Here is a 12,593-nt window from a genome sequence, read left to right on the forward strand (position 1 = left end):
CTACGGTCCGTTCACATGACTCATACGACGCATGTGACGGCGACGACGGCGATCACGACGCGCACGGTCGAGTACCCGGCCGACGGCCTGACGATGGTCGGGCACCTCGCGCTCCCGGCCGGTACCGACCGCAGGCCCGCGGTCCTGATCGGGCCCGAGGGCCCGGGCCTGAACGACTTCCAGCGTCGCCGGGCCGACGCTCTCGCCGAACTGGGTTACGTGGCACTGGCCTTCGACATCAACGGCGGGCGCTGGTTCACCGACCCCCAGGAGATGCTGGCCCACACGACCCCGCTGCTCGCCGACCCCGACCGGATGCGGGGCATCGGCCACGCGGCGCTCGACGTGCTGCTCGCGGAACCGCGTACCGACCCCGACAGGATCGCCGGCATCGGCTACGGCACCGGGGGCGCGATCGTGCTGGAACTCGGGCGTGCCGGCGTCGACCTGCGCGCGATCGGGACGGTCAACGCGCTCCTCACGGGCCGGCCGGGCGAGGCGGCGCGCATTCGCTGCCCGGTGTGGGCCGGGGTCGGCTCGGAGGACCCGATCATGCCGCCCGCACAGCGGGACGCGTTCGCCGCCGAGATGCAGGCCGCGGGCGTCGACTGGCGCCTCGTGGTCTACGGCGGCGCGCTGCACGCCTTCCACCACCCGCGGATCGACCATGAGCAGACCGTCCTCCCCGGCATCGGCCCCCACCCGCTGCACGCGCAACGAGCCTGGCAGGACATCGTCGGCCTGCTCGCGGAGTGCGTGCCCGTGACGTGACGGAGTGATCCGCGAGGCAGCGGCGGTTCAGGACCGAGGCCCGGCCCGCCGCCCACGCACCCACGGAGGCGGCGCGACGCCGTCGGCCGGCGCACCGGGTACCCGCCCGCGACGGACTGGCTGATTCACCCGACGGCCGCGGTTCGGAACCGAGACGCGGGCCCGGCGGCCGCACGGCCCCAGGGGCAGGCGGCGCCGGGGCCCGCGGGCACGACAGCGCCCACCTGCCCACCGAATGCCCGCCCGCCACGGGCTGATCCGCTCGGCAACCACCGTTCAGGACCGAGCTGCGGGCCCTTCGGTCACGCTGGTGCGGAAGCCGTGCGGCGTCGGGCCCCGCCCGGTGCCGCGTCGCCCGCTGCCGGGCCCGTCGTGCGGTACGCCTTGGCCGTCTTGCCCGCGGGGGCGCCCGCGCCGCGGTCGAGCCAGTCGACGCGTACCCACAGCAGTACGTCGCCGTCCTCCTCGCGGCGGCCGAGCCAGGCCGCCTTCGCCCACAGGCCCGCGCCCGCGCCCGCCAGGACCGCTCCGCCCGCCGCGGGGACGGCGAAGCCGCTGGTGAGTGCGGCGAGGAAGGCTGCGGCGAGCCACCAGCGGTGGCCCCGGCGCCAGTTGCGTACGGTCACGGAGCGGCTCTGAAGCACGTCGTACTTCCCGGCGCGGGTTGCCTCACGGGCCAGAGCGAGGTAGCGCTTCCTACGGGCGTACGCGATGACGGCGGCGGTCACGAGGAAGAGCGCCGCTCCGGCGAACGCGCCGATACGGCGGCTCGTGAGCCCGTCCGGCAGCGCCCCGGCACCGGCGGCCGCCACCCCCAGCCACCACAGGGGCGCGGCCCCGGCCCGCACCACCACCGGCACCCTCGCCAGCCCATGTCCACCGCGTCCCACGTCGCCTCCCGCTCCCGTGCCTCCTGCCGTGCTGCTTCGGCGCAGGAGGGTAGCGCCGGAATCTGAGGAGAGGGTGAGAATCGTCAGGCTTCCAGTGAGCGCGCGAGGCGGAACTGCCGCTCGGCCTCCACCGGGTCGCCCGCTGCCGCGTACGTGCGTCCGAGGCGGCGCCGGACCTCCATCTCCAGGGGCCTGCTGGTGTGCTCGGTGAGCGTGGCAAGGGCCTCCCGTTGGAGGGTGATGGCGAGCGGCAGGTCCCCGTGGCCGTGTTCCGCGGCGCCGAGCAGGGACAGGCTCGTCGCGCGCAGTTGCAGGTCGCCGACCTCCTGGGCCAGTTCCACCGCCCGCCGGGCCAGGTCCTTGACCTCGGTGTGCCGGCCGAGTGCCAGGTAGGCCTCGGCGGTGAAGCACAGGGTCTTGCTGATCATTCTGGGGCGGCCGATCTTCTCGGCGAAGGTGAGGGAGGTGGCGTAGTACGTGAGGGCCTCCTCGTGCCGGCCCTGCTGGTCGCGGAGGGCGCCGAGATTGCAGGTCGACATCCCGGCCAGCCAGTCGTCGTCGAGCCGGGCCGCCATTTCGATGACCTCGTTCAGATGGGCGACCGCTTCCGGGAAGCGGCCCAGCGCGCGCTCCGCGGCGCCCATGCCGGCGGTCGCCCGGGCCTGTTCACGCAGGTCGCCCTGGTGGCGGGCGAGGCGCAGCGCGTCGGTGCACCAGGCGTGCGCCTGCTTGAAGCGTCCCTGGTAGATGTCCGCGATGGCCAGGCAGTTGCGCAGGGAGGAGGGCATCCGCCGGTCGTCGGCCAGGTCGGCGCCGGGCAGCGCGAGCTCCAGGGCGGAGCGGCACTCGTGGTAGCGGCCCTGGCGGACCAGCGGGTCGACCAGGGACTCGGCGATCCAGCAGGCATGGTCGTGCTGCCCGGCGGCGGCCGCGAAAGCGACCACGTCGAGCAGTTGGGCGCCCGCGGCCTCCAGCCACGCGTCGGCTTCCCGCCAGTCCGAGAAGGGGGAGCGGGAGACGTCGGGGCCGGTCGGGAAGCCCTCGGGGCCCCAGTCGCTGGCGATACGACCCGCGGCCGTATAGAGGTGCAGCACGGCGGCGCGGTCCGCAGCGGCCTCCTCGGGCACGGCGGCGGCGAGGCGGCGCGTGTGGTCGCGTACGAGATCGTGCAGCCGGTAGCGGCTGGGCCGGGGCTGCTGCAACAGGCTCGCGTCGACCAGGCGTTCCAGAAGATCCTCGGTGTCCTGGAACGAGCGGCCCAGCATGACGGCGGGGGTGAGCCCGTCGAACTCGGCGGTCGGCGACTGCCCCAACGCCCGGAAGCCGCGCCGCAGTTCGGGGGCGAGCAGGTCGTAGGACATCCGGAAGGCGGCTTCCACGCTGCGGTCCTCGGCCCGCAGCTCGCCCAGGCGGCGCTCGTCGTCCGACATCCGGCCGACCAGGTGGGCCAGCGTCCAGGACGGGCGGTTCTGCAACCGGGCCCCGGCGATGCGCAGCGCCAGCGGGAGGCCGCCGCAGCGGCGGGCGAGTTCCTGCGCGGCCTCCGGTTCCTGTTCGGCGCGCGGCTCGCCGAGGAGGCGCGCGAGCAGGGTGACCGCCTCGCCCGTGTCCAGCGGCTCCACGGTGAGCCGCCGGTCGGCGTCGAGACCGGGCAGGCGCTGGCGCCCGGCCACAAGGACCCGGCTGCCCGGGCCGGCGGGCAGCAAGGGGCGCACCTGCTCCGCGCTGAGGGCGTCGTCCACGACCAGCAGCAGCCGCAGGGAACTGGTGGCGGCGCGCCAGGCGGTCACCAAGTCGTGCAGCTCATCGGGGAGTTCGTCGCCGACGCCGTTGACGGCACGAAGCAGCCGGTGCAGCGCGCGCTGCGGGCGCAGGCTCTCGTGGGGGGCGCCGTGCGTGTGCAGGTCCACGAAGAGGCAGCCGTCCGGGTACTGGTCGTGGAGCGTCCAGGCGGCGCGGACCAGCAGCGCGGTCTTGCCGACGCCTGCCGTGCCGTCGACGGCGGCCACGGAGACGGAGCCGGGGGCCGCCGGCGCGGTGAGCAGGGCGAGCTCCCGCTCCCGGCCGATGAGGCAGGCGGTGTCGCCGGGGAGTTCGTTGCGGCGGGGGCGGGAGGGGGGTGTGGGGGATGCGGGCGGGGCACTCTCGGGGGGCGGTACTGGCGTGGGCGCCGGTGCCGGTGCGGCTGCCGCTCCGGGCGGCACCTGCGCGGCCACCGGGCCCGTGGCGCGGGGTGCGGACGAGGCGGCCGGTGCGGGCGGGGAACTCTCGGGTGGGGGTACTGGCGTGGGCGCCGGTGCCGGTGCGGCTGCCGCTCCGGGCGGCACCTGCGCGGCCGCGGGGCCCGTGGCGCGGGGCGAGGTCCGGCCGAGCAGCAGCAGATCGTCCCGGCGCAGCACACCCTGGTGCACCCGGCACAGCTCCTCGCCGGGCTCCACTCCCAGTTCGTCACGGAGCCGGTCCCGGGTCTCCTGGAAGACGGCGAGCGCTTCGGCCTGTCGGCCGCTGCCGTACAGCGCGCGCATCCGCAGGGCGGCGAGTGGTTCGTCGTGCGGCTGCGCCGCGGGCGCGGCCAGCAGCCCGTCCAGAGCCTCCGCGTACCGCCCCAGGAGCAGCAGGCACTCAGCCCGCTCCTGGTGGAGGGTGCGCCGCTGCCGGACGAGACGTCGGCGCTCGGCCTCGGCGAGTGGTCCTGGCAGCCCTGCTAGGGGCTCCCCGCGGAACAGGTCCAGTGCCCGCGTACAGCTGTCGAGCGCGGCGGTGAGGTCGCCCGCGGCTCTCGCGCCGCGCGCCACGGCGGACCGCCGGGCCAACTCCCGGATATCCGTTCGGACTTCGCCCGGTACGAAGCGGTAGCCGCCGCGCTCACCGCGGATCACGGAGTCGGCGGGGCCGGCGCCGGGCGCGTCCAACGCCTTGCGCAGGGGGTAGACGTAGCTGGGCAGGACCCGGCGGCCCGTGCCCGGGGGTTCGAGTCCCCATACGTCGTCGAGGAGTTGCTGATGGGTGACCAGTGCTTCGGTACGCAGGACCAGTGCGGCCAACACCGCCTGACGCCGCACGGGCCCCAGGTCGAGAGGCACCTCGCCGCGGTGGGCGCGGACGGGTCCGAGCAGGGCGAGGCGCAGGGGGCCTGCGGCCGCCTCAACGGTCGCACCGGCCACGTCTCCCGGGTACACCTGGCCTCCCGCACCCGCCGGGCCCGTGTCACCTGCCGCGCCTCCCGCGCCCACCAGGCCCGCATCGCCCGCATCGCCCGCATCGCCCGCATCACCCGCTGAGGCCGGACCGCCCGCCGCACCTCCCGGGCCCGCCCGGCCTCCCCGGTCCGCCGGGTCCGCCGGGCCAACCGCGTCCGGCCAGCACCCCGCACCCCGTACGCCCCCCGCATCCCTCGCGTCCCCGGCATCCCCCACATCCCCCGCCTCCGCCGCGCCCCCTGCATCCATCCCATGCGTACTCACCCGAACTCCCCCCGTGATCCACGCACTTCCCCGCAGCTCCCTGCGGTTCCCCGTTTCCCTGCGGCAGCCGAATCCTCTGCTTCAGCAGAATTTCATCGGCATTGCAGTGTCTCGCGAGAGGGTTCGGCGCGTCGTGTCCGGTCCCGGTCAAGGAAGCGAGCTGTGCCGTGAGTGAGAACCCGCACGTGGACCCCCGGCAGGGCTTCGGCGCGAGCCCCCAGGGCTCCCAGGGCCACCAGGGCCCCGGTCAGGCGCCGCCCCCGATGCCCGGCCAGGCGCCACCGCCCGTCCCGCCGCAGGCGCCGAACGCACCTTCGGCCTGGTCGCAGCCTGTTCCGCCGGGCAACCCCGGCGGCCCCGGCGACTCGGGCCCGCCCGGCGGCCGGCGCGTCTGGCTGATCGGTGGCGCCGCGGCCCTCGCCGTGGCCGTCATCGTCGGCGTGGTCGTCGTCACGTCGGGGGACGACGACAAGGGGGATACCGCGGCGAGCAAGCCCCCGAGCGCACCGGGCGGCGCCGCCAAGCCCAAGGCGCCCTCGGTGGGGAAGTCGTTCACCAAGGTGCCCAAGGGGTGCGAGCTGATCAAGGCGTCGACCATCGAGAAGATCGCGCCCGGCGGCAACAAGTGCACGCCCGGCCTGATGGACAAGAAGGACCTGCCCACGATGATCACCAGAATGCCGAGGTGGGAGCCCAATGACTACGGCGGCCCCTACCAGAGCCTGACCGTGAGCCTCACCGTCAGCGCGGGCGTCAAGGGCCAGTACGACCTCAAGAAGAAGACGGCTCTCAGCGACCTCAGCGGTCTGCGCAAGGTGGAGGGATCCAAGCCGGTCAGCGGACTCGGTGAGGAGGCCGTCGTCGTCAGCACCATCGACGCCCAGGGCGGGTCACTGGCCGTGAGCGAGGTGGTCGTCCGTGAGGGCAACGCCGCGCTCGCCGTGGACTTCACCTACAGCCGGGAATCCTCCGACACCACCCGGAAACAGGCCGAGGACGCCGCCGTCGCCGCCGCCCGCGACGTGCTCGCCTCGATGAGCTGACCGCCGCGACGACGACGTGCACACACATCCTTATGAAGGCGACGGCCCCACGGCCGCGCAGCCCACGCAAACCGCCGTGCAGCCGACGCAAACCGCTGTGCAGCCCCCGCACACCACGCTGCCGCGGCCGCCGAGCCAGGCCCCCGGGCAGCAGAGTCCCGCCCGCATCGGCCCCTACGAGGTCTTCCAGCTCCTCGGCGAGGGCGGCATGGGCAGGGTCTTCCTCGCCAGGTCGCCGGGGTCGCGGCTGGTCGCCCTGAAGGTGATCCGGCCCGAGTACGCCGAGGCGCCGAACTTCCGCGGGCGGTTCCGGCGCGAGGCCGAGTCCGCGCGCCGCGTCAGCGGCTTCTTCACCCCGCCGGTGCTCGACGCGGACGCGGACGCCCCGCAGCCCTGGCTGGCCACGGCCTACGTCCCCGCGCCCTCGCTGCACGACGTCGTACGCGGCTTCGGCGTGCTGCCCGAGACCGGCCTGCGGGCCCTCGGCACCGGCCTCGCGGAGGCGCTGCTGGCCATCCACGACGCCGGCATCGTCCACCGCGACCTCAAGCCCGGCAACGTACTCATCGCCGAGGACGGGCCCCGCGTCATCGACTTCGGCATCAGCAGTGCGGTGGACGCCACCCAGGTGACCCGGACGGGCGCCGTGGTGGGAACACCCGGGTTCATGGCGCCCGAGCAGATCATGTCGAGCCGCGAGGCCGGACCCGCGGCCGACATCTTCTCCCTGGGCTGCGTCCTGGCCTTCGCGGCCACCGGGCAGGGCCCCTTCGGTTCCGGCGGGACGGCCGAGATCCTCTACCGGGCCGTCCACCACCCGCCCCAACTGGACGGCGTGCCCACGGCGTTGCGGCCGCTGATCAGCGCTTGCCTGGACAAGGACCCCGCCCGCAGGCCGTCCGCCGCGTCGGTCCTGGCCGGGCTGGGGAGCGCCGACCCGGCCGCGCTGCTCACGGACGGCCTGCGCGAGGACCTGGCGCGACGGGAGGCGCACGCCGCCGTCCTGGTGTCCGCGCCGCCCGTACCCATGGTGTCCCTCGCACCGTCCGCCGACCCGTCCGCCACCGGCGCCCCGAGCGGCCCGAGCCGGCGCAGGTTCCTGTGGATCGCCGCGGCCGGTACGACCGTCGCGGCGGGCGGCGGGGCCGCGGCGCTGGCCGGGTGGCGGTCGGAGCGCGACAAGACCCCCGCCCGGGGAGGCGGCGGCGCCGCGGGCACCACCGGCCGGCCCGAGCCCGAGGTCCCCGCCGGCCCGAAGCCGCAGTGGTCGGTGCCGTTGAAGAAGCTGGAGGGCGCCCGACTCCAGCTGCTCGGCGACACGTTGGTGCACTGGGAACAGAGACGCGCGATCGCCTACGACCCCGCGACCGGCAAGCAGCGCTGGACGGGCTCGCTGCGCCTGCCCTCCGACGTATCGAGCGACCCGAAGTGGCTCGGCGTGCGCGGCTCGACGCTGTTCGCCGCGGCCTGGAGCGGCGAGCAAGGCTATCTGTCCGGCGTCGACGCGGCGGGCAAGCAGAAGTTCACCCACGCGGTCACCAAGACGCGGGCCGGCGCCTCGTCCGCCGACTTCGTCGACGACATCCTGTCCGCCGACGGGTCGGTCGCGGTCGTCGGCACCAGCGGCCACAAGGGTTACGGGGTGCTCGCGGTCGACCTCGGCTCGGGCGAGGTGCTGTGGTCGCGCCCGATCAACGGCAGCGACTTCCAGGCGTACGCCGCCGGGGGCCTCTGCTTCCTCCAGGACAACGGCACCCTCCGCGGCCTCGGCCTGCGTTCGGGCGCCGAGCGCTGGAAGGTCCGGGACGTCGTCAAGCCGGGCGCCTATCCGCACCTGGCCACCGACGGCAAGACCCTGCTCGTCACCAGTACGAAGGCGCAGGCCTTCCGCGCCACCGACGGCAAGAAGCTGTGGACCGCCGTCAACGAGACGACCACCATCAGCGCGGCCAGGGTGCGCGGCGAGCGGGCCTACCTCTACGACGGTCCGGGCACCGCGTTCGCCCTGGACATGCGCGGCGGTAAGCAGGTGTGGCACACCGCGAGCCCGGTGCGCCTGACGACCCCGGGCGGCGCGAAGTCCGAGGGACCCACCGTCTCCTCGTCCGTGGTGGCCATCGCCACCTGGGCCACCGGTGACACCCCGGGGTTCGTCGTCCTGCGCGCCTCCGACGGCAAGCCGCTCTGGGCGCACCAGCCCACGCGGAAGACCGGCGGCAAGAGCGACTGGCTGCTTCAGATCTCCGGCAGCACCCTCTTCGCCGCATCCGAGACCACCCTCCACGCCTTCCGGAGCGACAAGCCGTGACCACGCCGCCCACGCCACCCATGCCGCCGTCCGCGCCGACGCCGTCCACGCCCCCGCCAGCCGCCTCCTCCGCGCCCCCCACGCCCCCCGCCTCCTATATCGGCCCCTACCGGGTGATCCGGGAACTCGGCGCGGGCGGCATGGGCCGCGTCCACCTCGCCGCGTCGCGCAGCGGCCGTGCGGTGGCCGTCAAGGTCGTACGTGCCGAGCTGGCCGCCGATCCCGACTTCCGCCGCCGCTTCAAGGCCGAGGTCGACGCGGCCCGCGCGGTCTCCGGGGCCTTCACCGCGCCGGTCGTGGACGCCGACCCCGAGGGCCCGCAGCCGTGGCTGGCCACCGCGTACATCCCCGGCCCCTCCCTCACGGACGCCCTGGATGCCCACGGGCCCATGCCCGAGCCCACCCTGCGCGTACTGGGCGGCGGTCTGGCCGAGGCGCTGGCCGCGATCCACCGCGCCGGGCTCATCCACCGCGACCTCAAGCCGTCCAACATCCTGCTCACCCTCGACGGCCCCCGGGTCATCGACTTCGGCATCAGCCGGGCCGTCGACGGAACGGTACTCACCGCCGAGGGCCAGGTCGCGGGCTCGCCCGGCTTCATGTCGCCCGAGCAGTCGAGGGGCGGCGAACTCACGCCCGCGAGCGACGTGTTCGCCTTCGGCGCGGTGCTCGCCTTCGCCGCGACCGCCGTTCCGCCCTTCGGTACCGGCGCGGCGCACGCCCTGCTGTACCGGGCGGCGTACGAGGAGCCGCAGCTGGACGGCGTGCCCCAGGGCCTGCTCGGCATCGTCGCCGCGTGCCTCGACAAGGACCCCGCCCGCCGCCCCACCGTCGAGCAACTACAGGCGTGGCTGCGCCCGGAGACCACCGCGGGCTGGCTCGGGGCGGTCGAACTCCAGGTGACCGAGGACCAGCGCACGCTGCAAGGCGCACTGCGCACCCCGCTGCTCAGCCGGCGCCGGCTACTGACCGGCGGCGCCGCGCTCGCCGTGACGGCGGCGGCGGGCGGTACCGCCTGGTACCTGCTCTCGCGCGACGGGGGCGGCACGGACACGGCCGCGACCCCCGAACTCGACTGGACCAAGGAGCTCCCGCGGCCCGCCATGGCCCTACAGGCGGTGACCCGGTCCACCCTGCTGTGCAGTGAGAAGGCCTCCGGTGCCTGCTTCGACCGGGACACCGGCAAGCTCCTGTGGAAGGATCTCGGCGGCCAGAACACCGACGCCCTCCCCGACGACAAGCGCGTCTACACGGTACGTACCGACGGCAAGGTGCACGCGTTCGACGGCCGGTCCGGCAAGGAGTTGTGGGACGCGTCCCCGCCCGGGGACAGCGCCCCCGAGCTGAACTTCTCGGACGGCGAGCTGGTCATGATCACAAGCGGCGGGCGCTTCCACGCCCTGGAGGCGTCGAGCGGTGACGTGCGGTGGACCTCGCGCGACGAGAAGGACGTCAGCATGATCATCGGCGCCACCCCGGCGGGCGCGATGCTCGCCTGGGCGGGCGCGTCGAAGGCGGAACCGGGCGCGATGCTCAGGGGCTACTCCGCCCTCGACCGCAAGACGGGCGAGCGCCTCTGGGCGAAGGACCTCGTCACCCTTGACCCACCGGGCAAGGGCAAGGTGCTCTACGGCCTCGACGCCAAGATGAAGCTGCTCGCCGTCGACCCCGACGACGGCAGGACACTCTGGAGCGAGCCCACCGAACTCCCGCCCACGAACAGCGAGATCCTCGGCTGGACAAGGTCCATCAGCCTGCTGGAGGGCACCCTGTTCTGCTACCCGAGCACCAACTTCGGCGGCTCGACCCGAGGCCTGCTCGCCGCCTTCGACCCCAAGTCGGGCAAGACCCTGTGGTCGGTACAGACCGCCGCCCGCGGCAACCGCGGCTACGCACGCTCCGGTGCGACCGTCTGCTACCTGGACAAGAAGGTCCTGTACGGGCTCGACGCCGAGACCGGCGCGAAACGCTGGACGGCCGGGGCGGGCCTGGCCGACCTCACCTTCCTGGGCGCCCTGCGCGGACTCTTCCTGGCCTCGGGCAGGAAGGGCCTGTACGCCTTCCACGCCGACACCGGCAAACAGGCCTGGCACTACCGGGCCACCGGCGGCTCCGGCCACTGGTCGACGGACACGTCCGGCGACCGCCTGTACGCGACGTGGTCCGGCAAGCTCTTCCGCTTCTCGGTTCCGAAGGGGTAGGGGCTTGACCTCAATCGCGCTTGAGGTCCTACGGTCCACCCCATGACGACGAACCAGCAGATCTCCGACGCCCGACTCGCCGCACAGCCCGCCGCTCCAAGAACGACATCTCACCCGATCGCGAGGGGATGACCCTCCCCGAGCTGCGGGACGCCATGGCCTCCTGCATACGGCCCGAGGACGACCTGGCGGCCGAGGCCGAGGTGCTCGTCGGGCGTGGCTGGCTGGCCCGGGACGCCGAGGAACGGCTGTGGCTCACCGAGGAGGGGGAACAGGCCCGCGTCGAGCTCAAGCGCAGCGCTCCCGCGATCCGCGCCGCCCTCCACGAGGGCATCGACGACGCGGACCACGTCACCACGATGAAGGTGCTCCAGCAGCTGATCCGCAACGCCGGGGGCACGGTCGCCTGACCGGCCGAGGAGCACCCGGGCCCACCGTGCACCCGCCTGCGGCTCACTCCACGAAAAGGCCGCGCGCCGCCGCCCCCGCGTCGAACTCCTCCAGGCGCGCCTGCGCGTCGGGGAGGGCGTCGCACATGGACTCGAGGAGGGCGCGGCCGAGGAGCATCGGGGCGCAGGCCGTGTCGAAGGCCAGGCCCGTGCCGACCGCCGCCGGGAGCAGGACGTGGGAGTGCGCGGCCACCGGCGCGAACGGCGAGTCCGCCACCGTGATCACCGTCAGGCCCGCCTCCCGCGCGTGGGCCAGCGCGTCCACGACCTCCCGGGGGTGGCGCGGGAGCGCGAAGCAGAGGAGGGCGGTGGCGCCCGCGCGGACCGCCGCGTCGACGCGGTCGGTCAGCATCGTGCCGCCCTCGTCGAGGAGGCGTACGTCGGGGTGGACCTTCGCGGCGAAGTACGAGAAGCCGTACGCCTGGGCGGCGGCGGCCCGCAGGCCGAGGACGGGCAGCGGGTGGGAGGCGGCGAGGAGGCGGCCCGCGCGCTCCACCTTGCCCGGGTCCGCGAGGGCCTGCGCCAGGTGCCGCAGGTTCTCGATCTCCGCCTCGACGGCCTGTTGATATTCGTTGAGGGCGTCCTCGACGGCCGTCTCGGCGGGCGCGACCTCCCGCAGGTGCTTGCGCAGCGCGGGATAGCCGTCGAAGCCGAGCGCCACCGCGAAGCGCGTGACCGAGGGCTGGCTGACCCCGGCCAGCTCGGCCAGCTCGACGCTGGAGAGGAAGGGGACGTCCGCCGCCCGCCGCACCATGCAGTGCGCGATGCGGCGCTGCGTGGGCGTGAGCCGGTGCCCCTCGAAGAGCGCTTGCAGCCGCGCCGCAGGACTGTCACTCATACCGTTCCCCTCACCGCGCCCGTTCCCCGACACCCTATTCAGTCAGCAGGAGCCCTGCATGACGATATACAGCCCCGGCGGACCCGGGCCAGGCGCGACGCCCCGGCGGGGGCTTGGCCCCGGGCGGAAAGGGGGGTTACCCCCACCGCGGGGGAGGACCGGGCGCCGTAACGTAGACCGGTATGGAAGCCCGTGACGCCGAACTCAAGGCCGACCTCAAGAAGGAACTCGACGCCACTCTGCACGCCCGCAGAGAGCTCGGCGAAGAGTACGACTCCGCCTTGGTCGACTCGTTCCTCGGGAAGATCGAGCAGCGCCTGGACGGCACGGTCGACCGCCGTATGCGCCGTCACCTGGCCGAGCAGCAGATGGCCGCCGCCCGCGGCGCCCGCTCGCCCGGCAACCCCCTCGACTCGTGGAGCGAGCGGTTCGGCTTCGGCGTGATCTCGCTGATCCTCGCGGTCCCGCTCTCCGCGATCGGCGCGGTCAACGGCGGCCTGACCGGCCTCCTCGTCACCTGGGCGGGCATCTTCGGCGTGAACGCGGTGCACGCGACGCGCGGCACCCGCGCCCATCGCGACAAGGGCCGCACCTCGGAGTGGGACGACTGAGCCCCACCCCGAGGGGGC

At 74.3% G+C, this 12,593-nt stretch carries 9 protein-coding genes and 1 pseudogene; 7 read left to right on the forward strand and 3 right to left on the reverse strand.

All coding sequences use genetic code 11. The features are described 5' to 3' along the window. Window positions 1-15: 15 nt before the first annotated feature. A complete protein-coding gene (locus CP975_RS14035) occupies window positions 16-771 on the forward strand; it encodes a dienelactone hydrolase family protein (protein ID WP_055533737.1) in 756 nt (251 codons plus the stop codon). A 302-nt stretch (window positions 772-1,073) separates the two neighbouring features. Here the strand turns inward: CP975_RS14035 and CP975_RS14040 are convergent, their stop codons facing one another. Beyond that, window positions 1,074-1,661: a hypothetical protein gene (locus CP975_RS14040; RefSeq protein WP_055533736.1), complete on the reverse strand. Its 588-nt coding sequence runs from the start codon at window positions 1,659-1,661 to the stop codon at window positions 1,074-1,076. An 83-nt stretch (window positions 1,662-1,744) separates the two neighbouring features. After that, window positions 1,745-4,708, reverse strand: a complete 2,964-nt coding sequence (locus tag CP975_RS36235) for an AfsR/SARP family transcriptional regulator (RefSeq protein WP_281292885.1) — start codon at window positions 4,706-4,708, stop codon at window positions 1,745-1,747. On the opposite strand from CP975_RS36235, the gene CP975_RS35760 reads away from it, so the two are divergent. The 5 genes and pseudogenes from CP975_RS35760 to CP975_RS14065 all read left to right on the forward strand — a co-directional run. Further along, entirely contained in the window at window positions 4,664-4,942 is a 279-nt protein-coding gene (locus CP975_RS35760; protein ID WP_246201851.1) for a hypothetical protein, read from the forward strand. The two genes, CP975_RS36235 and CP975_RS35760, sit on opposite strands and share 45 nt — an antisense overlap. Window positions 4,943-5,292: 350 nt before the next feature. After that, complete coding sequence (locus CP975_RS14050; RefSeq protein WP_246201502.1) at window positions 5,293-6,168, forward strand: hypothetical protein; 876 nt, start codon at window positions 5,293-5,295, stop codon at window positions 6,166-6,168. 76 nt (window positions 6,169-6,244) lie between these two features. Continuing rightward, on the forward strand, window positions 6,245-8,476 hold the full coding sequence (locus CP975_RS14055) for a protein kinase domain-containing protein (protein ID WP_055536485.1): 2,232 nt from the start codon (window positions 6,245-6,247) through the stop codon (window positions 8,474-8,476). Beyond that, window positions 8,473-10,677 (forward strand): protein kinase domain-containing protein, encoded by a 2,205-nt coding sequence (locus CP975_RS35030; protein ID WP_167532694.1) that lies wholly within the window; start codon window positions 8,473-8,475, stop codon window positions 10,675-10,677. The genes CP975_RS14055 and CP975_RS35030 overlap by 4 nt, the downstream gene beginning before the upstream one ends. 95 nt (window positions 10,678-10,772) lie before the next feature. After that, window positions 10,773-11,087, forward strand: a pseudogene (locus CP975_RS14065) (MarR family transcriptional regulator); the annotation flags it as partial. 43 nt (window positions 11,088-11,130) lie between these two features. Here the strand turns inward: CP975_RS14065 and CP975_RS14070 are convergent. Continuing rightward, the gene (locus CP975_RS14070) at window positions 11,131-11,964 is read right to left on the reverse strand and encodes a MurR/RpiR family transcriptional regulator (protein ID WP_055535025.1); all 834 of its coding nucleotides are present in this window, start codon (window positions 11,962-11,964) and stop codon (window positions 11,131-11,133) included. 182 nt (window positions 11,965-12,146) lie between these two features. On the opposite strand from CP975_RS14070, the gene CP975_RS14075 reads away from it, so the two are divergent. After that, the gene (locus CP975_RS14075) at window positions 12,147-12,575 is read left to right on the forward strand and encodes a hypothetical protein (RefSeq protein WP_055535028.1); all 429 of its coding nucleotides are present in this window, start codon (window positions 12,147-12,149) and stop codon (window positions 12,573-12,575) included. The last annotated feature ends 18 nt before the right edge of the window (window positions 12,576-12,593 follow it).

It is taken from the genome of Streptomyces alboniger (genome assembly GCF_008704395.1).
Classification (GTDB): Bacteria; Actinomycetota; Actinomycetes; order Streptomycetales; family Streptomycetaceae; genus Streptomyces; species Streptomyces alboniger.

Bases quoted from the DNA above. Each gene is read 5' to 3' on its own strand.
- CP975_RS35760 (WP_246201851.1), top strand. From the start codon at position 4,664: ATGGGTGACCAGTGCTTCGGTACGCAGGACCAGTGCGGCCAACACCGC.
- CP975_RS14070 (WP_055535025.1), bottom strand. From the start codon at position 11,964: ATGAGTGACAGTCCTGCGGCGCGGCTGCAAGCGCTCTTCGAGGGGCAC.
- CP975_RS14075 (WP_055535028.1), top strand. From the start codon at position 12,147: ATGGAAGCCCGTGACGCCGAACTCAAGGCCGACCTCAAGAAGGAACTC.
- CP975_RS14035 (WP_055533737.1), top strand. From the start codon at position 16: ATGACTCATACGACGCATGTGACGGCGACGACGGCGATCACGACGCGC.